Consider the following 23,112-nt stretch of genomic DNA (forward strand, 5'->3'; position numbering starts at 1 on the left):
GCTATGGTATCAGAGGAGGAAACAGTAACAACGAAAAGTCGTTTTTACCGCGACTTATTGAGCTTCTCGCTATTACGCCCGCATCTGTTTGTCACAGGCTGCAATTTCCGAAAGCGCATATCGGCTTGGCGCCAATATCGATACAGCGGAGACAGAGTGAATGGCTGCCTGACTAATACGGGGAAAATGGCAATAAAAAAAGGGGCCAAGGCCCCCTTCTCTGTTATTCCGCCTTGGCGGAAGCGTCTTCGGTGCGATACAGGTGCACGTCCATCTGCGGGAACGGAATGCCGATATTGTTGGCATCTAGCGCGCGCTTGAAGTTTTCCATCAGATCGAAGTACACGTTCCAGTATTCCGCGTTGGTGGTCCAGGAGCGGGTGACGAAGTTCAGGGAAGACGGCGCCATCTCGTTCAGACGCACGGTCACGCCTTTGGCGTGCATGATGCGCTTGTCGGCGGCGATCACGTCGCCCAGCACCTTCTTCACCACGTCAATATCAGCGTTGTAGGCCACGCCCACGACGATATCCACGCGGCGATTCGGCTCGCGGGAGTAGTTGATGATGTTGCCGGCGATGATTTTACCGTTCGGCACCACGATGGTTTTGTTGTCTGCGGTACGCAGGGAGGTGGAGAAAATCTGCACCTGATCGACGGTACCGGCCACGCCACCCAGATCGACATATTCACCCACGCGCAGCGGGCGGAAGATCACCAGCAGCACGCCGGCGGCGAAGTTGGACAGCGACCCTTGCAGCGCCAGACCGACGGCCAAACCGGCGGCACCCAGCACGGCGATCACCGAGGTGGTCTGCACGCCGACGCGCCCCAGCACCGCGATGAAGGTGAACGCCAGCACGCCGTAGCGCACGATCGCCGACAGGAAATCTGCCACCGTGGCGTCGATGCCGCGCAGCTTCATCACGCGGTTCAGCGCATTGCCGACCACGCGGGCCACGATCGAACCAATGATCAGGATAACGATGGCGGCGACGATATTCACCGCGTACTGGATCAACAGATCCTGGTTCTTCACCAACCAGTCGCTGGCACCGTTGATGCCGTCTACTACATTCAAATCTTTCATTCGTGTCGTCCTAACTCAGTCCCTAACGGGAGAAACTCGCAAAAATACACTGGCCTCGGCGGCCAGTAGGAAACCACCGCCTAAGGGTAACCAACATTAAAGGCTCATGCCAACCGTCAGCGTTAAAAATAGCCGAAACCGCCCGCCGCTTCTTCTATGCTGAGAACAGCGCGTTGGCCATTTCACGACAAGGGATCCGTTAATCATGCACATTCGCTCTTCGCTCAAACACTATTGGCAAGTGCGGCCCAGGCTGCTGTTTTCCGTCGGCGCCGGGCTGCTGTGCTTTCTGCTGCTGCCCGCCCAACTTTCGCTGCTGCAGCGCCTGATGATCGGCTGGAATACGCTGGCCTGGCTCTACCTGCTGTTTCTCTGGCGGCTGATGCTGATCAGCACGCCGCAGCACATTCGCCAGATCGCCCGGCGGCAGGATGAAAGCGCCAGTATGGTGCTGACGCTGGTCAGCCTTGGTTGCCTGGTCAGTTTACTCGCGATCCTGTTTGAACTGAGCAGCGCCAAACAGGTGGCCGGCTCTCTGAAGACGCTGCATTTGCTGCTGACCGGTGCCACGCTGGTGGTCTCTTGGCTGCTGCTGCCGACCGCCTTCACCATGCACTATGCCCACCAGTTTTATCGCCAGGGCGCACAGCAGGATCCCTTGCCGCTGCTGTTCCCCGGCAACCTCACCGAGCCGACCTATCTGGATTTCGCCTACTTCTCCTTCACCATTGCGGTGGCGTCGCAAACCGCCGATGTGGCGGTCGGGGCGGCGGAGGTACGAAAGGTCACCCTGCTGCAGTCGGTGATCTCCTTCGCGTTCAACATGCTGATCCTGGGCTTGTCTATCAACGTCGGCGCCGGCCTGCTGGGCTGAAAACGAAAAAGGCTCCCCGCAGGGAGCCTTTTGCATCGTGCAACAGGTGCCGAAGATTACAGAACGTCTACCGCGTTCAGATCTTTGAAGGCCTGCTCCAGACGCGTCACCATGCTGGTCTGCGCTGCGCGCAGCCATACGCGTGGATCGTAGTATTTCTTGTTCGGCTGATCGGCGCCTTTCGGGTTGCCCAGCTGGCCCTGCAGGTAAGCTTCGTTCGCTTTGTAGTACTGCAGGATGCCGTCCCAGGTCGCCCATTGAGTGTCGGTGTCGATGTTCATCTTGATCACGCCGTAACCCACAGACTCTTTGATCTCTGCGTCGGTAGAACCGGAACCGCCGTGGAACACGAAGTTCAGGCTGTTGTGCGGCAGGTTGAATTTCTTGGACACGTAGTCCTGAGAATCACGCAGGATGGTCGGGGTCAGCTTGACGTTGCCTGGCTTGTACACGCCGTGCACGTTACCGAAGGAGGCAGCGATGGTGAAGCGCGGGCTGATGGCGTTCAGTTTTTCGTACGCGTAAGCCACGTCTTCCGGCTGGGTGTACAGAGCGGATGCATCCATATGGCTGTTGTCCACGCCATCTTCTTCACCGCCGGTGCAGCCCAGTTCGATTTCCAGCGTCATGCCGATTTTGGCCATGCGCTTCAGGTAGGCGCTGCAGATCTCGATGTTTTCTTCCAGAGACTCTTCAGACAGATCGATCATGTGGGAAGAGAACAGCGGTTTGCCGGTAGCGGCGAAGTGCTTCTCGCCGGCGTCCAGCAGGCCGTCCAACCATGGCAGCAGTTTCTTCGCGCAGTGGTCGGTGTGCAGGATCACCGGCACGCCGTAGTGTTCAGCCATCTGGTGAACGTGGTGCGCACCAGAGATGGCGCCCAGAATCGCTGCGCCCTGAGGCACATCGGTCTTCACGCCTTTGCCGGCGATAAACGCTGCGCCGCCGTTGGAGAACTGAACGATGACCGGCGCGCGCACTTTAGCCGCGGCTTCCAGCACTGCGTTGATGGAGTCGGTACCCACGCAGTTTACCGCTGGCAGCGCAAAGTTGTTCTCTTTAGCAACTGCGAAGACTTTCTGAACGTCATCACCCGTGATGACACCCGGTTTTACGAAATCAAAAATTTTAGACATGTTACTTTGTCCTGTTTCGTCGGCCGTAGATGGATGTAAATCGATGTTTTCACGCCGCGCAGCGTTAGCCGCGCGGTATAAAACAAACGGGCGGCTTTCGCCTCCCGTTGTCTGAATTACTGCTTAGCGCGCTCTTCCAGCATCACGACTGCAGGCAGCGGTTTCCCTTCAACGAATTCCAGGAATGCGCCACCGCCGGTGGAGATGTAGGAGATTTTGTCAGCGATACCGAACAGATCGATGGCTGCCAGAGTGTCGCCGCCGCCAGCGATAGAGAAAGCGTCGCTATCGGCGATCGCGCGGGCGACAATTTCGGTGCCCTTACGGAAGTTAGGGAACTCGAATACGCCAACCGGGCCATTCCACAGAATGGTTTTGGCGTTCTTCAGGATAACGGCCAGACGCTCGGCAGAGACGTCGCCCATATCCAGAATTTGCTCGTTGTCCTGGATCTCGTTGGCCTGCTTCACGGTTGCGGTCGCGGTTTCGGAGAACTCGGTCGCGACGCGCACGTCGGTCGGAACCGGGATGTCGCAGGTTTCCAGCAGTTTCTGCGCGTTCGGGATCAGGTCAGGCTCGTACAGGGACTGGCCCACGTTGTTGCCCTGCGCCGCCACGAAGGTGTTGGCGATGCCGCCGCCGACGATCAGCTGATCGGCGATTTTGGACAGGGAATCCAGCACGGTCAGTTTGGTGGACACTTTAGAACCGCCCACGATGGCGACCATCGGACGGGCCGGGTTGCCCAGGGCCTTGCCCAGCGCTTCCAGCTCGGCGGACAGCAGCGGGCCGGCACAGGCGACAGGCGCAAACTTGCCCACGCCATGGGTGGAAGCCTGCGCGCGGTGCGCGGTGCCGAACGCGTCCATCACGTACACGTCGCACAGCGCCGCGTATTTCTTGGACAGGGTTTCGTCGTCTTTCTTCTCGCCCTTGTTGAAACGGACGTTTTCCAGCACCACCAGTTCGCCTTCGGCGACGTCGACGCCATCCAGATAATCCTTCGCCAGACGCACTGGGGATTTCAGGTGATCTTTCAGGTAGTTGACCACAGGCAGCAGGGAGAATTCTTCGTTGTACTCGCCTTCGGTCGGACGACCCAGGTGGGAGGTTACCATCACGCGGGCGCCTTGCTTCAGCGCAGCTTCGATAGTCGGCAGGGAAGCGCGGATACGCGCGTCGGAAGTCACTTTACCGTCTTTTACCGGCACGTTCAGATCGGAGCGGATCAGTACGCGTTTACCCGCCAGATCCAGATCGGTCATCTTAATTACAGACATGGTGAACCCTCTTTATTGAATCTCTATAAAATTGCCTGAGCAGCGCGCCCGTCACGCCGGCGCCGCCGTACTAGAAACCGCTGGCGGCCATTGCCCGTGTGGTATCCAACATCCGATTGGCAAAGCCCCATTCATTGTCGCACCAGACCAAGGTCTTTATCAGGTGCTGCCCGCTGACCCGGGTCTGCGTACCGTCGACGATAGCGCTGTGCGGGTCATGGTTAAAATCGATCGAGACCAATGGTAATTCCGTGTAGTCAACTATACCACGAAATGATTCCCGTGCGGCCTTTTGCAACAGCTGGTTGACCTCCGCCACCTTCACCGCGGCGCTCACGCTGACGCTGAGATCGATAGCCGTCACGTTGATGGTCGGCACGCGCACCGAGATCGCCTCGAAGCGATCGCAAAACTGCGGGAAGATACGGGTGATGCCCGCGGCCAGCTTGGTGTCGACCGGAATGATCGACTGGCTCGCCGCGCGGGTGCGCCGCAAATCCGCGTGATACGCGTCGATCACCGGCTGATCGTTCATCGCCGAGTGAATGGTGGTCACGGTGCCGGATTCGATGCTGTAGGCGTCGTCCAGCAGCTTGATCACCGGAATAATGCAGTTGGTGGTGCACGAAGCGTTGGACACGATGCGATGTTCCGCCAACAGCGTCTGATGGTTGACGCCGAACACGATGGTAGCGTCCAGATCGTTGCCGCCCGGATGGGCGAACAGCACTTTCTTCGCCCCCGCCGCCAGATGGGCTTCGCCATCCGCCCGGCTGCCGTACACGCCGCTGCAATCCAGCACCACGTCGACGCCCAGCTCGCCCCAGGGCAACTGCTCCATCGCCGGCTGATGCAACAGGCGAATCGCGTCGTCTCCAACGCTCAGCGTGTCGCACTCTTGCCGCACATCCCAGGCGAAGCGACCGTGGCTGGAATCGTACTTCAGCAGATGGGCCATGCCCTCGGCATTCGCCAGCTCGTTGATCGCCACCACGGAGATTTCCGCCCGTCGTCCCGATTCGTACAGTGCGCGCAATACGCTGCGGCCGATGCGGCCAAAGCCGTTTATCGCTATGCGGATGGTCATGCTGCTCCTGAAAAAGGGCCGTCCCCGCCGGGCTGACTCACCGGCGCCGGGCCGGCGCTGACTGGTTGTCTCACTAACCCGCATAGAGTAGTGGATCGCACCGCCCGCTGTGAATCGCCGCGTTTGCATTATTCCCGCGCTTCAGCGGCTTTTCGCCGCCGTCACATCGGCATTTCTGTCGAAGAGTGTCTCAACTGAAACGCTTCAGCTGAGCATAAACCAAAGTTTTGGCAAAAGGAACAGGTGCAACAGTTCCACAAGTAACGGAGGGGAGTTTTACGAGCATAAGATGATCTGGCGCACATTTTTGGCCTCAGGGCCGCGGCGGATTTTCACTCGCCGCCCCCGTTTCGCCGTAGTGCTCACGGAAATAGTCGCGCAAAAATTCGACCGTCACCCGCACTTTCGCCGACGTTGCCAGCCGGGAAACGTACACCGCCCAGATGTTGGCCGGCTGAAAATACTCCGGCAGAATGTGCACCAATCTGCCGCTGTCGATGTTCTCTTTCACGTCCCAGGCGGAACGCAGCGCAACGCCCTGCCCGTCCAGGCACCACTGGTGCAGGATTTCGCCGTGGTTCGACGCCAGCGCCCCCGTCACTTTCACCGTCTCTTCGCCGCCCGGCCCCTGCAGCCGCCACAGCCCGAACGGGTGATCGCGCTCCTTGATCACCAGGCAAGCGCGGCCCGCCAGCTCCGCCACGCTTTTCGGCACGCCGTGGCGCTGCAGATACGCCGGCGAAGCGCACAGGATGCGCTGGTTGTCCGCCAGCTTGCGCGCGATCAGATTAGGGGCGATATCGTCGCCGATGCGGATATCCAGATCGAACCCTTCGCTGACCAGATCCACCAACCGATCGGACACGTCAAGTCGCAGCTCCAGCTGCGGATACTCCCGCGCCAGCGCCGACAGCGCCGGGGCCACGAAGCGCCGGCCGAAGCCGAAGCTGCTGACCACGCGCAGCATGCCCTGCGGCGCCTGGCGCACCTCGGACAGCTCGTCCATCATCTGATCGACGTCGTTGAGAATGCGCTGCGCCCATTCGTAGATGCGTTCGCCGTCCTCGGTGATCGCCACCCGCCGCGTGGTGCGGTGCAGCAGCGACACGTCCAGCGCCTTTTCCAGCAACGCGATACGTTTGCTGATAAAGGCCGGCGACACGCCCAGCTCTTCGGCGGCGGCGGCAAACCCGGCGCGGCGCGCCACCAGCACGAACACCCGCAGGTCACTCAGGATCGGCATATTGTTCATGATTCGTGTTTTATGTTTCACCGTTTTCGAGATTGATTAACAGTTAGTCAATTATAGGATAAGAGTGTTGTCAATCTCCCCTACCTACAAATGAGACCTCTGTATGAGCAAAACTTACAAGATTGCCGCTATCCCCGGGGACGGTATCGGGCGGGAAGTGTTGCCGGAAGGCATACGGGTATTGCAGGCGGCGGCGGCGCGCTGGGATCTGTCGCTGGAATTCGACACCTTCGAGTGGGCCAGCTGCGACTACTACCAGCACCACGGCCAGATGATGCCGGGCGATTGGTTTGAGCAGCTCAAGGGCTTCGACGCCATCTACTTCGGCGCCGTCGGCTGGCCGGATACGGTGCCCGATCACATTTCGCTGTGGGGTTCGCTGCTGAAATTCCGCCGCGACTTCGAGCAGTACGTCAACCTGCGCCCGGTGCGGCTGTTTCCCGGCGTGCCCTGCCCGCTGGCGAACAAACAGCCGGGCGACATCGATTTCTACGTGGTGCGCGAAAATACCGAAGGGGAATACTCCTCGCTCGGCGGGCGGATGTTCGAAGGCACCGAACGCGAGATGGTGATCCAGGAATCGGTTTTCACCCGCCAGGGCGTGGACCGCATCCTGAAATACGCCTTCGAGCTGGCGCAGCAGCGCCCGCGCAAACGCCTGACCGCCGCCACCAAGTCCAACGGCATGGCCATCAGCATGCCGTACTGGGATGAGCGCGTGGCAGAGATGGCGCGCCAGTACCCCGATATCGCCTGGGACAAACAGCACATCGATATTCTGTGCGCGCGCTTCGTGCTGAACCCCGAACGCTTTGACGTGGTGGTCGCCTCCAACCTGTTCGGCGATATTTTGTCGGATCTCGGCCCGGCCTGCACCGGCACCATCGGCATTGCGCCGTCGGCCAACCTGAACCCGGAGCGCAACTTCCCGTCGCTGTTCGAACCGGTGCACGGCTCGGCGCCGGACATTTTCGGCAAGAACATCGCCAACCCGATCGCCATGATCTGGAGCGGCGCGATGATGCTGGACTTCCTGGGCGACGGCGATGCCCGTTACCGCCAGGCGCATGACGGCATCCTGCAGGCGATCGAGCGCATCATCGCCGACGGGCCGCGCACGCCGGACATGCGCGGCGATGCCTCCACCCAGCAAGTCGGCCAGGCGATCGCCGCCCTGCTGCAACGCTAAGCATCACCGATTTTCCTGTGCGGGGCGCCCTTTCGCGCCCTGCTTTGCCACGTCCGTTTTTCCGCTTCGATCGCCGCCGCAAATCCGCTGAAAACCACCGCAGAAAGCACGCCAATACCCCGGCCAAGATCACAACAAATTGTTTACATACTGTGTTTTATCCTTTTACAGATGCCCCAATTGTGGCCCTCCTGTAATTTGTGCACACTCGAAAATGTTAATGAAGAGTAAATACTGCCGGCGGCGTTCTGCCGGGGCGTTTGCTCCTCGCGGTGTAACAAAACAAAGGGTTCAAACCAATAAGGCCCGGGCGCACCCTACGCTTCGCGCACCGGCCCACCACCGATAACAGGAGTTCACTCCCATGCAGAGCAACCCTAAAAAGGATGTCACGCTCATCGCCATCAGCCTGTGCAGTATTGCGCTGATCGCCATTTGCCTGATGCTCTTTCCGGCTCAATCCGCGCTTATCGCCAACACCATTTTCAACGGCGTCACCCGGCTGTTCGGTTCAACCATTCAAATCCTGGTGCTGATCGCCCTGCTGGTGGTGCTGTATCTGGCGTTGAGCAAATACGGCAACATCCGCCTCGGCGAAGGCAAACCGCAATACTCCACGCTGGCCTGGCTGTTCATGTTCATCTGCGCCGGCCTGGGCTCGTCCACCCTGTACTGGGGGGTGATGGAATGGGCGTATTACTACCAGACGCCGGGGCTGAACATCGCGCCGCGCACCCCGAAGGCGCTGGAATACAGCATCAGCTACTCCTTCTTCCACTGGGGCCTGAGCGCCTGGGCAACCTATGCCCTCGCCTCGCTGATCATGGCCTACCACTTCCACGTGCGTAAGAACAAAGGGCTCAGCCTGTCGGGGATCATTTCCGCCATCACCGGCGTGCGCGCCAACGGCCCGATTGGGCGGATGGTGGATCTGATTTTCCTGGTCGCCACCGTCGGCGCCCTCACCATTTCGCTGGTGCTGACCGCCTCCACCTTTACTCGCGGGCTGACGGCGCTGACCGGCATCCCCGACAATTTCGTGGTGCAGGCGACGGTGATCCTGCTGGCGGCGGTGATCTTCTGTCTCAGCTCCTACATCGGCATCGACGGCGGCATGCAGCGCCTGAGCAAAATGGTCGGCTGGGGTGCTTTCGTCTTCGCCGGGCTGGTGCTGCTGGTCGGCCCCACCGAATTCACCATCAACAACACCATCAACGCCATCGGCCTGACGGCGCAAAACTTCCTGCAGATGAGTCTGTTTACCGATCCGATGGGCGACGGCAGCTTCAGCCGCAGCTGGACGGTGTTCTACTGGCTGTGGTGGATTTCTTACACCCCGGGCGTGGCGATGTTCGTCACCCGCGTCTCGCGCGGCCGCAAGATTAAAGAGGTGATCTGGGCGCTGCTGCTCGGCAGCACCCTCGGCTGCTGGTTCTTCTTCGGCTCGCTGGAAAGCTACGCCATGCATCAGTTCATCAGCGGGCAGCTCAACGTGCCGGAGATCCTCAACACCCAGGGCGGCGAAACCGCCGTGCAGATGCTGCTGACGGCGCTGCCGCTCGGCAAACTGTTCCTGGCCGCCTATCTGTTCATCATGATCATTTTCCTGGCCTCGCACATGGACGCCGTGGCCTACACCATGGCCGCCACCAGCACCCGCAACCTGCAGGAGGGGCAAGATCCCAGCCCGATGCTGCGCCTGTTCTGGTGCGTGGTGATCACCCTGATCCCGCTGTCGATCCTGTTCACCGGCGCCTCGCTGGACACCATGAAAACCACGGTGATCCTGACCGCGCTGCCGTTCCTGCTGGTGCTGCTGGTGAAAACCTACGGCTTTGCCCGCTGGCTGAAGCAGGACTACGCGGCCATTCCGGCTCACCTGATCGAAAGCAGCGCGCCGGCGCTGCCCGAGGCGCCGCCGGCCGCCGAACTCTCTGCTCCATCGTCGTATCAACCGCGCCCTATGGCGAAATGACAATAAGGAAAGAGGAAGGTTAACTTATGAGCACTCTGATCCCTGAATTTACCTTACCGAAAGATTTCTGCGCCGACGCCCGCGAGGCCTACACCATTCCGGCCCGGTTCTATACCCACCAGGCGGCGTTCGAGCACGAAAAAGAGCAGGTGTTCGCCACCAGCTGGATTTGCGTGGCGCACCGCAGCGAGCTTGCCCAACCGAACGACTACATCACCCGCGAGATCATCGGTGAAAACATTCTGGTGGTGCGTGGCCGCGACAACGTGCTGCGCGCCTTTTACAACGTCTGCCCGCACCGCGGCCACCAGCTGCTGGCGGGCGACGGCCGGGCGAAAAACGTCATCACCTGCCCTTATCACGCCTGGGCGTTCAAGCTGGACGGCGAACTGGCGCACGCGCGCAACTGCGAAAACGTGCAGAACTTCGATAAGGAAAACTCGCACCTGATGCCGGTGCGGGTCGAAGAGTACGCCGGGTTTATCTACGTTAATCTGGACTCGCAGGCCGGCACGGTGGAAGACCAGCTGCCGGGCCTCGGCGCCAAAGTGCGCGAAGCCTGCCCACAGGTAGACGATCTCAAGCTGGCGGCGCGCTTCGTCACCCGAACCCCGGCCAACTGGAAGAACATCGTCGACAACTACCTCGAGTGCTACCACTGCGGCCCGGCACACCCCGGCTTCGCCGACTCGGTGCAGGTCGACCGCTACTGGCACACCCTGCACGGCAACTGGACGCTGCAGTTCGGCTACGCCCGCCCTTCCGAGCAGTCGTTCAAGTTTGAAGAGGGTAAAGAAGCCAGCTTCCACGGCATCTGGCTGTGGCCGTGCACCATGTTCAACATGCCGCCGCTGGAAGGCATGATGACGGTGATCTATGAGTTCCCGGTCGATGCGGAAACCACCCTGCAGCACTACGACATCTACTTCACCAACGCCGATTTGAGCGACGAACAGCTCAAACTGATCGACTGGTACCGCGACGTGTTCCGCCCGGAAGATTTGCGGCTGGTGGAGAGCGTGCAAAAAGGCCTCAAATCGCGCGGCTATCGCGGCCAGGGGCGCATCATGGCCGACGGCGCCGGCAGCGGCGTCAGCGAACACGGCATCGCCCACTTCCACAATCTGCTGGCGCAGGTTTATCAACCCTGATGCGACGGGGCCCACGGGCCCCCTCCCCCTGACTTGTGAGGTTCTTTGTGAATATTTCCGATCGGGCGCTATTCCGCCAACAAGCCTACATCAACGGGCAATGGCGCGATGCCGACAACCAGGAAACCCTGCCGGTGAGCGATCCCGCCACCGGCCAACTCATCGGCAGCGTGCCCAACATGGCGACGGCAGAAACCCAACGGGCGATCGACGCCGCCCAGCAGGCGCTGGAAGGCTGGCGCGCGCTGCCGGCACAGCAACGCGCGCAGCTGCTGCGCCGCTGGTTCGAACTGATGCTGGAGCACCAGCAGGATCTGGCCAGCCTGATGACGCTGGAGCAAGGCAAGCCGCTGGCGGAGTCGCTGGGCGAGATCCGCTACGCCGCCTCCTTTATCGAATGGTTCGCCGAACAGGCCAAGCGCACCAATGGCGACATCATTCCCTCGCCGAGCGGCGATAAACGCCTGATGGTGCTGAAGCAGGGCATCGGCGTGTGCGCGGCGATCACGCCCTGGAACTTCCCGGCGGCGATGATCACCCGCAAGGCCGCGCCGGCGCTGGCGGCCGGCTGCACGCTGGTGGTCAAACCCGCCAACGAAACCCCTTACTCGGCGCTGGCGATGGCCGAGCTGGCCGAGCGCGCCGGCATTCCCGCCGGGGTATTCAACGTGGTGACCGGCAACTCGCAGGCGATCGGCGCCGAGCTGACCCGCCACCCGCAGGTGCGCAAGCTGAGCTTTACCGGCTCCACGCCGGTGGGCAGGCTGCTGATGCGCCAGAGCGCGGACACCATCAAGAAAGTGTCGCTGGAGCTGGGCGGCAACGCGCCGTTCATCGTGTTTGACGATGCGGACATCGATGCCGCGGTGGAAGGCGCGCTGATCGCCAAATACCGCAACGCCGGGCAGACCTGCGTCTGCGTCAATCGGTTCTACGTGCAGCGCGGCGTTTACCCGCAGTTCGCCGAGAAGTTTGTCGCCCGCGTGGCGGCGCTGCAGGTCGGCAACGGCTTCGAACCCGGCGTGCAGATCGGCCCGCTGATCAACCGCAAGGCGCGCGACAAGGTGCTGGAGCTGCTCGATGACGCGCTGAACAAAGGCGCTCAGGTGCTGACCGGCGCCACGCCGCACGCGCTGGGCGGCAATTTCTTCACGCCGACGGTGCTGGGCGACGTGCAGCCCGGCTCGCTGTTGCTGGAAGAAGAGATCTTTGGCCCGGTCGCGCCGCTGGTGGTGTTCGATGACGAAGCCGAGGCGATCCGCCAGGCCAACGACACCATCTACGGCTTGGCCGCCTACTTCTACACCCGCGATGCGGCGCGCATCTGGCGCGTTTCGGAGCGGCTGGAGTACGGCATGGTCGGCATCAATACCGGCCTTATCTCCAACGAGGTGGCGCCGTTCGGCGGGGTGAAGCAGTCGGGCCTGGGGCGTGAAGGCTCCGAATACGGCATCGAAGACTATCTGGAGCTCAAATACCTGTGCCAGGCGGTATAACTTTTTCATGCGCGGGGACGCCCGCGCTTTGGAGCCAATGAATGACCAGCTATCAGATGCTTGATGTTCGCGTCGTCGACATCGAACCCGTCACCGCGCAGGTCAAGCGCTTTACCCTGGCGGATCCGCAAGGCCGGCCGCTGCCCGCCTTCAGCGGCGGCAGCCACATCATCGTGCAAATGCAGGACGGCGAGCAGCGTTACAGCAACGCCTATTCGCTGCTGAGCTCACCGTTCGAGCTCGACCGTTACCAGATCGCCGTGCGCCGCGAGTCCCCTTCCAAAGGCGGTTCCGACTTCATGCACGATCGGCTGGCGATCGGCGATACGCTGACCATCAGCACCCCCAATAACCTGTTCGCGCTGGCGCCGGAGGCGCAGCATCACGTGCTGATCGCCGGCGGCATCGGCATCACGCCGTTTATGGCTCATCTGCACGAGCTGCAGCGCAGCGGGCAACGCTATCATCTGCACTACTGCTTCCACAGCGAGGAACACAACGCCTTCCAGCAGCAGCTGACGCAAGCGCCGTTCACCGACAACGTCAGTTGCCATGTCTCCAGTCTTAACGGCCGGTTGGATCTGGCGCGCACGCTGGCCGACGTGGAGCCCGGCGCACATATCTACGTCTGCGGCCCGGCGGCGCTGAACGAGGCGGTTTACCGAACCGCCGCCGAACTGGGCATCGCCCCCGGTCGCTTGCACAGCGAAGCCTTCGCCGCCGAAGACACGGCGGGCGGCGCCTTTACGCTGGTGCTGGCCCGGTCAGGTATTGAGCTTGAAGTGGCGGAAGACATGACCATCCTGCAGGCGCTGGAAAACAGCAAAGCGGCCAAGGTCGAGTGCCTGTGCCGCGAAGGCATTTGCGGCACCTGCGAAACCCGCATCGTCGAAGGGGAAGCCGATCACCGCGATCAGTATCTCAGTGACGAAGAGCGCGCGGCGCAGCAAACTCTGTTGATCTGCTGCTCGCGCGCCAAAGGCAATCGGCTGGTGCTGGATCTGTAAACGGAGCGCTCGCGCCTGCGGGCGTCCTGACTAGGCTTTCGGGAATATCCACAGATGATCGGCCGGCAGGGAGAGCCGGCACAGCGCCCGATCGCGCGCTTCGTGGCCATAGGCGCGCACCACGAAATCCTCGGCCACGGTGCGGAACAGGTACTCCCAGCGATCGCCGAGATACATGCTGGTCAACAGCGGCAGCTCAAGCTGGTTGCCCTGCGGATCTTCGCCCAACCGCACGCGCTCCACGCGGATCACCGCCGAGCCCTCCTGGCCAACCTGCACGCCTTCGCCCGCTTTGCCCCACAGCGCCCAGTCCTTGCCTTCGATGCGCGCCCGATCGCCTTCCAGCGCCACGATCTTGCCCGGCAAGCGGTTGTTGCTGCCCATGAACTCGGCGGTGAACAGCGTGGTGGGTGAACCGTACATCTCCTGCGGCGTACCCTGCTGTTCGATTTTGCCGTTATTGAGCAGCAAGATGCGATCGGAGATGGCCATCGCCTCATTCTGATCGTGGGTCACCATCAGCGCCGACAGACCGAGCTTGATGATCAACTCGCGCAGGAATACCCGCGCCTCTTCGCGCAGCTTGGCGTCAAGGTTGGACAGCGGCTCGTCCAGCAGGATCACCGGCGGGTTGTAGACCAGCGCACGCCCAATCGCCACGCGCTGCTGCTGGCCGCCGGAAAGCTGATGCGAATGGCGCTTGGCCAGATGCCCCAACCCGAGCTGATCCAGCACCGCCTGCACCCGCTGGGCGATTTCCGCCGAGGCGATCTTACGCAGCTTCAGCGGGTAAGCGACGTTCTCAAACACCGTTTTATGCGGCCACAGCGCGTAGGACTGAAACACCAGCCCCAGGTTGCGCTCTTCGGCGGGAATTTCGCTGCGCGCGCTGCCGTTGTACACCGCGCTGTTGCCGATGACGATCCGCCCCTGGCTTGGTTTCTCCAGCCCGGCCACCGCCCGCAGCAGCGTGGTTTTTCCGCTGCCCGACGGGCCCAGCAGCGAGACCACTTCGCCCCGTTTCAGCTCCATCGACACCCCTTTCAGCACCGGGTTGTCGCCATAGGTCAAATGCAGATTCTCTACCGAAAGTTCAATCATGTAGTTTCACTCCAAAGCGCAAGGCGATCCCCAACCCCAGCACCACCAGCAGGATATTGATGAACGACAGCGCGGCGACGATATCGATAGCGCCCGCGGCCCACAGGGAAACCAGCATCGAGCCGATGGTTTCCGTGCCCGGAGACAGCAGATACACCCCGGTAGAATATTCGCGCTCAAAGATCAGGAACATCAGCAGCCAAGAGCCGATAAGACCGTAACGCGACAGCGGAATGGTGACGTGGCGGGTGATCTGGCCGCGGCTGGCGCCGGCGCTGCGCGCCGCCTCCTCCAGCTCCGGCCCCACCTGCAGCAGCGTGGAAGAGATCAGCCGCAGGCCGTAAGCCATCCACACCACGGTATACGCCAGCCAGACGCTGAAGATGGTGCTGCGCAGCGAACGCAGCCAGACAATCCAGTTAGCACGCAGCCACTCGGCCATCGGCAGCGCCGACAGCCAGCCCTCCTTGAGCGATTTGTCCAGCCACATCGGCAGGAACAGAAACACCCACAGGAATGCCAGACCGGCCAGCAGCCCCGGCACCGCGCGCGGTACCAGCACGCTGTAGTCGAGGAAGCGCGTGGCGCCATCCGGCTTGCGGTGCATGGCGATGCCGATAAACAGGTAGCACGCCACCGCCAACGCCCCGCCGATCACCCCAATCGCCATTGAGTTGACGATGGCGCGCAGCAGGTTGGGCTGCGCCCAGATGGTGCGGAAGGTGTTGATCGACAGCTCGTCCCAAACAGACACGCCCACGCCCCAGTTGGAGATAAAGGCGCGCAGCACCACGCCGATCAGCGGCACGCCGATGGTGACGGTCAGCCAAAACACCACCACCGCGCCGGCCACCCAGCGCCATTTGCCCAGCGGCAGCGCACGGGCCTGCGAGGCTTTGCCCTTGACGGTGACGAAGCGGTTGGCGGTACGCATCAGCCGGCGCTGCAGCATCACCAGCGGAATGGTGATGCAGATCAGCACCACCGCCACCGCCGCCATCAGGTGGTAAGACGGCGTGCCCAGCTTGTTGGTCAACTGGTACAGGTAGGTCGCCAGCACCAGGTTGCCCTCCGGATCCCCCAGCACCAGCATCAGGCCGAACACTTCCAGCCCGAGGAAGAACAGCAGCACTCCGGCATACAGGATAGACGGCCGCACCATCGGCAGACTGACGGCGGTCATGACCTGCAGCGGCGTGGCGCCGGCGGTGCGCGCCGCTTCTTCAACGTCGGAGCCCACGCTGCGCAGCGCCGAGGAGATATACAGATACGCGTGGGGTACGTGCGTCAATCCGGCAATCACCACGATGCTGGCCATCGAATAGATATTCCACGGCACGAAGCCCAGCAGCGCCTCCGCCCACAGCGAGAAGAAACCCACCGGCCCCGCCGCCACCACGTAGCCGAAGCCCAGCACCATCGGCGACACGAAGATCGGCACCAGAATCAGCGGCTCGATGATCCGCCGCCCCGGCAGATCGGTGCGCACCATCAGGAAGGCCAAAATGCCGCCGAGCGGGATGGCGATGATCACCAGCCCGAATGCCAGAATAAAGCCGCTCTTCAGCGCCTTGTAGAAATCAGGATCGGTAAAGATGAACTCGAAGGCCTCCAGGCTGAAGACCTTGGAGGGAGAGAAGAACGGTGCCGAGAGGAAGCTTTGAATGATGATAAACGACAGGGGGACATAGATAACCAGTGCGGTTATCAACACCACCAGGCCGCGCGGCAGGCTCTGCCACTTTCTGCGCCATGCTTGCATAAATGCTCCCTATGGTTGTAAACGCCGACCAAAGGGCGCGCGCCGCTAAGGCAGGCGCGCGTCCGAATGCAGTCCCTGTTATTTCGCCGCGGCGGCGCGCCATTGTTTGATGTAGTCGAGGCGTTTGGCCGGCTGCAGGTATTCCAGCAGGCTGTCATCGACCGGAATCGGCTTGAGCGCGTTGCCCAGCAGCTTGGTCATGCCGTCAATGTCGTTCTTGCCTTCGATGTCGTTGCGGATCGAGGGGATATCCGCCTGATTGGCGAGAATATTTTGCCCTTTCTCCGACAGCACGTAGTCGAACCACAGCTTGGCGGCGTTAGGGTTGCCGGCCTCTTTGCTGATGAAGCTCACGCGCGACAGCACCAGGGTATAGTCTTTCGGATAGACGATGCCGAGCGACGGATCGCTCTTGGCGCGGGCCTCGGCGTACGAACCGAGGATATTGAAGCCGATCAGGTTTTCACCGGAGGAGACGCGCTCCATCATGGTGCCGGTGGAGGATTGTACCGCCAGCCCACCCTTGGCCACGTCGGCCAGCGTTTTGAAGTAGTTAGGATCGGCCTTGAAGTCCTGCACCGACAGCATGAAGCCGACGCCGGATTTTTCGATGTCGTACGTGGTGACTTTCTTCTTGAATTTGTCCGTCTGGCCGGCGATCAGTTTAGCCAGCGCCGCGTGCGAATCCGGCACATCGCCTTGCGGGATCAGGCGTTTGTTATAGATAAACACCACCGGCTCATAGGTGGTGCCATACACCTTATCTTGCCATACCGCCCATTTCGGCAGCTTAGCCTGCTCGGGGGAGGCGTATTCCTGTGCGTAATCGCCCGCCAGTTTCAAAATGGTGTCCATCGACGAGCTCCACACCACGTCGCCGCTGGTGCCGCCGGCCGCCTGCTCGCTGATGAAGCGGTTATACAGTTCGGTACTGTTCATGTCGTTGTATTCCACCTTGATGCCCGGATACAACGCCTCGAACCCCTGGATCAGCGGCGCCGCCGCCTTGGTGTCGGTGGTCGAGTAAATCACCACCTTGCCTTCTTTCTTCGCGCCGTCGACCCGTTTCTGATAGTCGGCGGGGTAGCCCGCCGGGAAGGCCGCATAGGCGGAAACGGAGCCCAGTAAGGTGATTGCAGCTACGGTAGCGCTGATTTTTTTCATCATCATCCATCCCCTGATCACATTTAATAAACCAAAAATTAACATATAGTTAATAAGTGTGACGAGGCAACGGCGTTGCTTTGTCACATTTAATAAACCAAAAATTAACATATAGTTAATAAGTGTGACGAGGCAACGGCGTTGCTTTGTTATCTTTCGGTTTTGTGATGTTGGCCATTTTTCAGCCAATAAAAAAGGTTCATCGCGCTTTAGCGTGAACCAATAGAAAACGGCAGTCAGAACGTTTAGGTTTGTATTCGCCAAAACACACCCTAAACCTTCAAAACTGCCGTCACTATGAATGCTAACCTTTGCTCCCTGTTCTGGGAAGGCTTTATCGTCAATTCCTTCTCGCATCCTTCTGCCAACTCCCTGCTTATCCAGCTCCAGCCTGATTCTGCCGTCATGCCCTGTTGCCGGCGCTGTGAACGGCGGGTGCCTGTTGTGCATGATGTTTCCTTCCGCCGAGTGCGTGAACGCCAGCTGCTCGATTGGGTCGTCTGGCTCAACGTCCCCGTCCGGCGCCTGTGTTGCCCCCATTGCGGGGTCACCACCGAAAAAATCAGCTGGTTGCCTGAACGCCAGAGATATACCACGACGCTATCCGTATGGGTTGAGTCACTGGTCCGTTTACTGCCGATTAAGCACGTTGCACAACTCACCGGCCTGCACTGGCATACGGTCAAGAATATCGACTACCGGCGTCTGCTGCGGGAACGGACAGAGCCGCAGCGCCATACCCTCCGCCGTCTGGTGATGGATGAGTTCGCCCTGTTCAAAGGACATCGTTATGCCACCGTGGTGATGGATGCGGATACGCAACAGGTGTTGTGGGTGGGCGAAGGCCGCAGCAGAGCGGCCTTCCGCCCCTTCTTCGTCTGGCTGGGCGCTGAAGGCTGTGCCGCTATCCAGTCTGTCGCCATGGATATGAATACGGCGTTAGACCTGGAGGTCAGGCATCACTGCCCGCAGGCGGAAGTGATCTATGACTTGTTCCATGTGGTGGCAAAGTATGGCCGGGAGGTTATCGACCGGGTCCGCGTCGACCAGGCCAATCAACTCCGTGATAACCCAAAATCGCGTCAGGTCATCAAACGCAGCCGCTGGCTGCTGCTGCGCAACCCCGAAAACCTGCCCGAAGGGCATGAGGTAAAGCTCACGGAGTTGCTGGAGGCGAATCAGCCGTTGAATGTGGTCTGGCTGATGAAAACAGCGCTGAAAGAACTGTGGTACGCCCCGAGTGAACAAGAGGCGCAGAGACGCTGGGTAAGCTGGTACAGGCAGTCTCAGGAAAGCGGAATCAAGGCGTTGCAACACTTCGCCGAGAAACTGAAAGGGTATGCCGGTGGCATCATCGCGAGTGCCAGACACAGGTTGAATACCAGCGTGCTGGAAGGGATGAACAATAAGATAAAAGTGATGAAGCGGATGGCCTATGGATACCGGGATAACGCTTACTTCTTCCTGAAAATCAAAGCAGCGTTCCCCGGTAAAGCGCGATGAACCATAAAAAAGCCCGGCAGCGCGGGCTCTACGGCACTTCCTGTTGCAGACTATTCGGCCAGGCGAGAGCGCCGCAGCAGGCGAATTCGCTGTACGATGGCGACCCCCAGCAGCGTCAGCACAAATCCCGCCAACTGCAGTAGCGACAGCGCCTCGCCAAACAGCATGTACGCCTGCAGCGCCGCCGCCGGCGGCACCAGCAGCATCAGCGCGGTAATGCGAGTCAAATCGCCGTGGCGCACCATCCAGATAAACAGCGCGGTGCCGCCCAGCGACAACACGCCGGCCGACCACAGCAGCGAGAACCACAGCGTCGGCGAATTGTCCCAGGCGCCGGAGCCCATCACGGCCGCCAGCACGCCGGTCACGATCGCGGCGCCGAGGTGCTGAATGGCGCCTGCCGCCCGCAGATCGGCCGCCGCCAGCGAAGACTTCTGCACCATGATGCCGATCGTCAGCGCGACGATGCTGCCAAAGCCCATCAGGATCGGCAACAGCGCCATATTGCCGACGTCGATACCGGTCAGCCGAGGGGAGAGCACCAGCGCAACGCCGATAAAACCGACCGCCAGCCCGGCCCAGGAACGCAACCCTATCGATTTGCGCAGCACCAGCGCGAAAATCAGCGCGGTGAACAGCGGCTGCAATCCGCCAATGAGCGACATCACCCCGGCCGCCAGGCCGTTCGCCACCGCCCACCAGCTTGCGGCGAGGTAAACGCCGTTCATCAGCATGCCGGTCAGCAGGTGCATCACGAACTGTCGCCCCTTGGGCCAGGCGCAATGCAGCGCCAGCAGGGCGAATACCGCAGCGGCGATCAAAAAGCGAAAAGTCAGGAAAAGGTTGGGATCGGCATGATCCGCCACCGCCCGCGCGGCAATAAAGCCGGTCGACCATATTAATATCAGGAAAAACGGCGCGATAAATGCCTTTCGCCGATCGCGTTTTTCGCGCTGAGTTATTTCCATATCACTACCTGAAAAATGCGGCTGATGAGTTAATGCGGAACATACTAACCAATTTAACACTGGCTTAACAGCACCGACACCGGCCCCCCAAGCCTGCGTAATGAACACACTTGCGGGAAATAATGACGTTTCAATTTTATATAATTCACCAAGCTTATAATTAATCTCACCCCGTTACGACAATGTAAATTAATTGCTACATCCGGTATAACTATTCCCCTCCTGGCGGCGTTGTCGGAATAATTCCCCTTTGCTAGCCTTCCTGAAGCCACTTAATTAACTGGACTGACTTATGGCCGAAATCACTGATTTTATGAAACTGGATATGCGTATTGGCGAAATTATTTCCGTGGAATATAACGACAAGGCGTTAAAGCCCGCCTATAAGCTGCGCATTGATTTCGGCGAAGAAATTGGCATTAAAAACAGCTCGGCGCAATTATGCGAAAACTATCAGAAAGATGATCTGCTCGGCAAAAAAGTCATCTCCGTCGTTAATTTCCCCGCCAGGCGGGTTGCTGGATTTAAATCCGAAGTGCTGGTACTTGCTGCGGTCACCCGGGATCAAGGCACCGTCTTGCTGAAAACCGATTTCGACGTGGAGATCGGCAGCAAGATTTTATAATCGCCACATCATTCGTGAGGCCCCCGAGAAATGCGACAGTTATCCCTGCTTGATGAAGTTAAGAAGGCGTATCAGGAACACCGTTCAGCCTTTATCCCCGGCGCCACCATGCAAGCGATCCTGCTGGCGCTGGGTGCGCGGCCGGAAGATTTCGCCAAGCTGCAGCAGGTCAGCGGCAATCTGGCGGACGATCCCACGCTGCCTTTCCGCAAGTCCAGAAACGGCCGCTTCTGTTTCGACTTCGATCGCGCCCAGATTGAGCGGCTGGAGTTCCAGCCCTTCGTGCTCTCAGTCGAGGAAGACTTCATCCGTTACGATTCGGGAAAGGTGCGCCACTTTCGCGGCATCAACGACGATCTGCAGTTGAATACGGCATTCCAGGCGCTGATGAAATTCAAAGCCTACGTGATCGATGGCGTGAGCGTGACGCCGCGCGCTCGGCTTAATCAGGAGATCAACAAGTTCGTCTGCACGGTGTTCAACCTGCGCACCGTCACCACGCCGCAGATGCTGGGCGAACCGGCGCTGGAAGGCGTGCACAGCGACGGCGTCGACCACACCATGACGACCTTCCTCGGCTGCGACAACATGACCGACGACAGCGCCAAGACCTTTATTCACGATATGCGCGAAACCAGCGGGATCAAATTCGATCGGGCCCGGCCAGAATGGATTTTGGGCGAAATACAGCATCGGCATTTCCTCGATACCCTGCTGATTGTCGATCATGAACGCAAACACAGCCTCTCACCGGTGGAAGCGCAGGACAAACGCCGGCATTCGACCCGCGATATGCTGATCTTTTTCACCCGCAAACCGGTCGAAGACGGCCACGTCTCTTTCGCGTATGACTCTTTCAAACCGCATATCGAAATCCCGCTGTCGATAGACATGGTGGCGCGCGCGAGCTAACGCGCCGCCGGGCCGGCCGCCATGATCCCTCTGTGCGGCCGGTTCACGCCAGGATAAACAGCGCTGGATTAATCAGGTTTTTGTCGCCGAATTATTATATCCTGCCGGACGAAAATTTTGCGGGCGCTCGCTGCCCTCTGCGCCTGCCCTCTGCAGTTATCCATTCCGCAGCAGGCCGTTTATTTCATGAATACAGGCAGTGCCATACCGTTATGACCAAGAATTTATCCCCGAAAGACATTATCGCCCTGGGCTTTATGACCTTCGCCCTGTTTGTCGGCGCCGGCAACATCATTTTCCCCCCGCTGGTGGGGCTGCAGTCCGGCGAGCATCTGTGGCCGGCCGCCCTCGGGTTTATGGTGACCGCCGTCGCCTTGCCGGTGATCGCCGTGATCGCGCTGGCGCGCGTCGGCGGCAGCATCAGCCTGCTGACCGGCCCCATCGGCCGCACCGCCGGTCTGCTGTTGGCGACCGTCTGCTATCTGGCGCTCGGCCCGCTGTTCGCCACGCCGCGAACCGCCAATGTCTCTTTCGCCCTCGGCATCGCGCCCTTCACCGGCGACGGCGCCCTACCGCAGTTCATCTACAGCCTGCTGTTCTTTAGCCTGGCGATGATCGTCTCGCTGTATCCCGGCCGGTTGCTTGATAACGTCGGCCATATTCTGGCGCCGCTGAAAATCCTGGCGCTGGCCGCGCTCGGCATCGCCGCCCTGGTTTGGCCCGCCGGTGAACCGGTCTCCGCCGTTGGCAGCTATCAGGCATCGGCGTTTTCCACCGGCTTCGTGCAGGGTTATCAAACCATGGACACGCTGTCGGCGCTGATGTTCGGCTCGATTATCGTCACCGCCGCCCGCTCGCGTGGCGTCAGCGACAGCGGCCTGCTGCTGCGCTACACCCTGTGGGCCAGCCTGATCGCCGGCGTCGGCCTGACGCTGGTCTATATCTGCATGTTCAAACTCGGCGCCGGCAGCGGCAGCCTGGTCGAGAGTGGCGCTCAGGATGGCGCGGCAATCCTGCACGCTTATGTGCAACACACCTTCGGCGATCTGGGCAGCGTCTTTATGGCGGTGCTGATGTTCATCGCCTGCCTGGTGACGGCGGTCGGCATGACCTGCGCCTGCGCGGACTTCTTCTCTCGCTACCTGCCGCTCTCTTACCGCACGCTGGTGGTTATCCTCGCCCTCTTCGCCATGCTGGTCTCCAACATGGGGCTGACCAACCTAATCCGCGTCTCGCTGCCGGTGCTGACGGCGATCTATCCACCTTGCATCGCGCTGGTGTTGCTCAGCTTCAGCCAGAACCGCTGGCGCAGCGCCAAGCGCGTCTTCGCGCCGGTGATCGCCACCAGCCTGGTGTTTGGCCTCGCCGACGGCCTGAAGGCCTCCAGCTTCAGCGGCCTGCTGCCCGTCTGGTTCGATAAGCTGCCGCTGGCCGAACAGGGTCTGGTCTGGCTGCAGCCTACGCTGCTGGTGCTGTTGCTGGCGGCGGCTTATGACCGGTTGCGCAGCGTCGAAAGCGCCAACGCCGCGTCGTAAGCGCG

19 protein-coding genes are annotated in these 23,112 nt (G+C 60.4%); 10 read left to right on the plus strand and 9 right to left on the minus strand.

Going from position 1 to position 23,112, the window contains the following annotated elements:
- Positions 1-223 precede the first annotated feature (223 nt).
- Positions 224-1,090, minus strand: a complete 867-nt coding sequence (gene mscS, locus C3F38_RS23165) for a small-conductance mechanosensitive channel MscS (protein WP_047729894.1) — start codon at positions 1,088-1,090, stop codon at positions 224-226.
- A 205-nt stretch (positions 1,091-1,295) separates the two neighbouring features.
- Here mscS and C3F38_RS23170 point away from each other — a divergent pair, with 205 nt between their 5' ends.
- A complete protein-coding gene (locus tag C3F38_RS23170; protein WP_048234646.1) occupies positions 1,296-1,964 on the plus strand; it encodes a DUF1345 domain-containing protein in 669 nt (222 codons plus the stop codon).
- Positions 1,965-2,020: 56 nt separating this feature from the next.
- Here C3F38_RS23170 and fbaA read toward each other — a convergent pair whose 3' ends face one another.
- From fbaA to C3F38_RS23190, 4 genes are all read right to left on the minus strand, one after another.
- Positions 2,021-3,100 carry a class II fructose-bisphosphate aldolase gene (gene fbaA / locus C3F38_RS23175; RefSeq protein WP_025304179.1) on the minus strand — a complete coding sequence of 360 codons (1,080 nt, stop codon included), beginning with the start codon at positions 3,098-3,100 and terminating at the stop codon, positions 2,021-2,023.
- 116 nt (positions 3,101-3,216) lie between these two features.
- Entirely contained in the window at positions 3,217-4,380 is a 1,164-nt protein-coding gene (gene pgk / locus C3F38_RS23180) for a phosphoglycerate kinase (RefSeq protein ID WP_025160206.1), read from the minus strand.
- A gap of 70 nt (positions 4,381-4,450) precedes the next feature.
- On the minus strand, positions 4,451-5,467 hold the full coding sequence (gene epd, locus C3F38_RS23185) for an erythrose-4-phosphate dehydrogenase (protein ID WP_047729892.1): 1,017 nt from the start codon (positions 5,465-5,467) through the stop codon (positions 4,451-4,453).
- Positions 5,468-5,780: 313 nt separating this feature from the next.
- Positions 5,781-6,740: a LysR substrate-binding domain-containing protein gene (locus C3F38_RS23190; protein WP_275078747.1), complete on the minus strand. Its 960-nt coding sequence runs from the start codon at positions 6,738-6,740 to the stop codon at positions 5,781-5,783.
- Positions 6,741-6,822: 82 nt separating this feature from the next.
- On the opposite strand from C3F38_RS23190, the gene C3F38_RS23195 reads away from it, so the two are divergent.
- The 5 genes from C3F38_RS23195 (at position 6,823) to C3F38_RS23215 (ending at position 13,537) form a co-directional block, all read left to right on the plus strand.
- Positions 6,823-7,908, plus strand: a complete 1,086-nt coding sequence (locus tag C3F38_RS23195; protein WP_038871125.1) for a tartrate dehydrogenase — start codon at positions 6,823-6,825, stop codon at positions 7,906-7,908.
- Between the two features lie 364 nt (positions 7,909-8,272).
- The gene (locus tag C3F38_RS23200) at positions 8,273-9,883 is read left to right on the plus strand and encodes a BCCT family transporter (protein ID WP_038871123.1); all 1,611 of its coding nucleotides are present in this window, start codon (positions 8,273-8,275) and stop codon (positions 9,881-9,883) included.
- 26 nt (positions 9,884-9,909) lie between these two features.
- The gene (locus C3F38_RS23205; RefSeq protein WP_038871122.1) at positions 9,910-11,034 is read left to right on the plus strand and encodes an aromatic ring-hydroxylating dioxygenase subunit alpha; all 1,125 of its coding nucleotides are present in this window, start codon (positions 9,910-9,912) and stop codon (positions 11,032-11,034) included.
- Positions 11,035-11,081: 47 nt separating this feature from the next.
- The gene (locus tag C3F38_RS23210; RefSeq protein ID WP_047729891.1) at positions 11,082-12,530 is read left to right on the plus strand and encodes an NAD-dependent succinate-semialdehyde dehydrogenase; all 1,449 of its coding nucleotides are present in this window, start codon (positions 11,082-11,084) and stop codon (positions 12,528-12,530) included.
- 41 nt (positions 12,531-12,571) lie between these two features.
- Positions 12,572-13,537: a PDR/VanB family oxidoreductase gene (locus tag C3F38_RS23215; protein WP_038871117.1), complete on the plus strand. Its 966-nt coding sequence runs from the start codon at positions 12,572-12,574 to the stop codon at positions 13,535-13,537.
- A 30-nt stretch (positions 13,538-13,567) separates the two neighbouring features.
- Here the strand turns inward: C3F38_RS23215 and C3F38_RS23220 are convergent, their stop codons facing one another.
- From C3F38_RS23220 to C3F38_RS23230, 3 genes are all read right to left on the minus strand, one after another.
- Positions 13,568-14,638 carry an ABC transporter ATP-binding protein gene (locus C3F38_RS23220; RefSeq protein WP_103767500.1) on the minus strand — a complete coding sequence of 357 codons (1,071 nt, stop codon included), beginning with the start codon at positions 14,636-14,638 and terminating at the stop codon, positions 13,568-13,570.
- On the minus strand, positions 14,631-16,400 hold the full coding sequence (locus tag C3F38_RS23225; RefSeq protein ID WP_004931567.1) for an iron ABC transporter permease: 1,770 nt from the start codon (positions 16,398-16,400) through the stop codon (positions 14,631-14,633). Before C3F38_RS23225 ends, C3F38_RS23220 begins: the two co-directional genes overlap by 8 nt.
- Positions 16,401-16,478: 78 nt before the next feature.
- Positions 16,479-17,567: an ABC transporter substrate-binding protein gene (locus C3F38_RS23230; protein WP_055317703.1), complete on the minus strand. Its 1,089-nt coding sequence runs from the start codon at positions 17,565-17,567 to the stop codon at positions 16,479-16,481.
- Positions 17,568-17,861: 294 nt separating this feature from the next.
- Between C3F38_RS23230 and C3F38_RS23235 the strand changes: the two genes are divergently transcribed.
- Positions 17,862-19,067, plus strand: a complete 1,206-nt coding sequence (locus C3F38_RS23235; RefSeq protein ID WP_104456927.1) for an ISL3 family transposase — start codon at positions 17,862-17,864, stop codon at positions 19,065-19,067.
- 50 nt (positions 19,068-19,117) lie between these two features.
- Here the strand turns inward: C3F38_RS23235 and C3F38_RS23240 are convergent, their stop codons facing one another.
- Complete coding sequence (locus C3F38_RS23240) at positions 19,118-20,035, minus strand: DMT family transporter (RefSeq protein ID WP_047729886.1); 918 nt, start codon at positions 20,033-20,035, stop codon at positions 19,118-19,120.
- Between the two features lie 292 nt (positions 20,036-20,327).
- Here C3F38_RS23240 and C3F38_RS23245 point away from each other — a divergent pair, with 292 nt between their 5' ends.
- From C3F38_RS23245 to brnQ, 3 genes are all read left to right on the plus strand, one after another.
- On the plus strand, positions 20,328-20,660 hold the full coding sequence (locus C3F38_RS23245) for a tRNA-binding protein (RefSeq protein WP_038871108.1): 333 nt from the start codon (positions 20,328-20,330) through the stop codon (positions 20,658-20,660).
- 30 nt (positions 20,661-20,690) lie between these two features.
- Positions 20,691-21,572 (plus strand): 2OG-Fe dioxygenase family protein, encoded by an 882-nt coding sequence (locus C3F38_RS23250; RefSeq protein WP_038871106.1) that lies wholly within the window; start codon positions 20,691-20,693, stop codon positions 21,570-21,572.
- A 212-nt stretch (positions 21,573-21,784) separates the two neighbouring features.
- Positions 21,785-23,107 (plus strand): branched-chain amino acid transport system II carrier protein, encoded by a 1,323-nt coding sequence (gene brnQ / locus C3F38_RS23255; protein WP_055317619.1) that lies wholly within the window; start codon positions 21,785-21,787, stop codon positions 23,105-23,107.
- Positions 23,108-23,112 lie beyond the last annotated feature (5 nt).

Origin of the sequence: Serratia sp. SSNIH1, from assembly GCF_002935055.1 — a bacterium.
GTDB lineage: Bacteria > Pseudomonadota > Gammaproteobacteria > Enterobacterales > Enterobacteriaceae > Serratia > Serratia nevei.

Excerpts from the sequence above, each read along its gene's own strand:
- mscS (WP_047729894.1), bottom strand. The coding sequence starts at position 1,090 with ATGAAAGATTTGAATGTAGTAGACGGCATCAACGGTGCCAGCGACTGG.
- C3F38_RS23170 (WP_048234646.1), top strand. The coding sequence starts at position 1,296 with ATGCACATTCGCTCTTCGCTCAAACACTATTGGCAAGTGCGGCCCAGG.
- fbaA (WP_025304179.1), bottom strand. The coding sequence starts at position 3,100 with ATGTCTAAAATTTTTGATTTCGTAAAACCGGGTGTCATCACGGGTGAT.
- pgk (WP_025160206.1), bottom strand. The coding sequence starts at position 4,380 with ATGTCTGTAATTAAGATGACCGATCTGGATCTGGCGGGTAAACGCGTA.
- epd (WP_047729892.1), bottom strand. The coding sequence starts at position 5,467 with ATGACCATCCGCATAGCGATAAACGGCTTTGGCCGCATCGGCCGCAGC.
- C3F38_RS23195 (WP_038871125.1), top strand. The coding sequence starts at position 6,823 with ATGAGCAAAACTTACAAGATTGCCGCTATCCCCGGGGACGGTATCGGG.
- C3F38_RS23200 (WP_038871123.1), top strand. The coding sequence starts at position 8,273 with ATGCAGAGCAACCCTAAAAAGGATGTCACGCTCATCGCCATCAGCCTG.
- C3F38_RS23205 (WP_038871122.1), top strand. The coding sequence starts at position 9,910 with ATGAGCACTCTGATCCCTGAATTTACCTTACCGAAAGATTTCTGCGCC.
- C3F38_RS23215 (WP_038871117.1), top strand. The coding sequence starts at position 12,572 with ATGACCAGCTATCAGATGCTTGATGTTCGCGTCGTCGACATCGAACCC.
- C3F38_RS23220 (WP_103767500.1), bottom strand. The coding sequence starts at position 14,638 with ATGATTGAACTTTCGGTAGAGAATCTGCATTTGACCTATGGCGACAAC.
- C3F38_RS23225 (WP_004931567.1), bottom strand. The coding sequence starts at position 16,400 with ATGCAAGCATGGCGCAGAAAGTGGCAGAGCCTGCCGCGCGGCCTGGTG.
- C3F38_RS23230 (WP_055317703.1), bottom strand. The coding sequence starts at position 17,567 with ATGATGAAAAAAATCAGCGCTACCGTAGCTGCAATCACCTTACTGGGC.
- C3F38_RS23235 (WP_104456927.1), top strand. The coding sequence starts at position 17,862 with ATGAATGCTAACCTTTGCTCCCTGTTCTGGGAAGGCTTTATCGTCAAT.
- C3F38_RS23240 (WP_047729886.1), bottom strand. The coding sequence starts at position 20,035 with ATGGAAATAACTCAGCGCGAAAAACGCGATCGGCGAAAGGCATTTATC.
- C3F38_RS23245 (WP_038871108.1), top strand. The coding sequence starts at position 20,328 with ATGGCCGAAATCACTGATTTTATGAAACTGGATATGCGTATTGGCGAA.
- C3F38_RS23250 (WP_038871106.1), top strand. The coding sequence starts at position 20,691 with ATGCGACAGTTATCCCTGCTTGATGAAGTTAAGAAGGCGTATCAGGAA.
- brnQ (WP_055317619.1), top strand. The coding sequence starts at position 21,785 with ATGACCAAGAATTTATCCCCGAAAGACATTATCGCCCTGGGCTTTATG.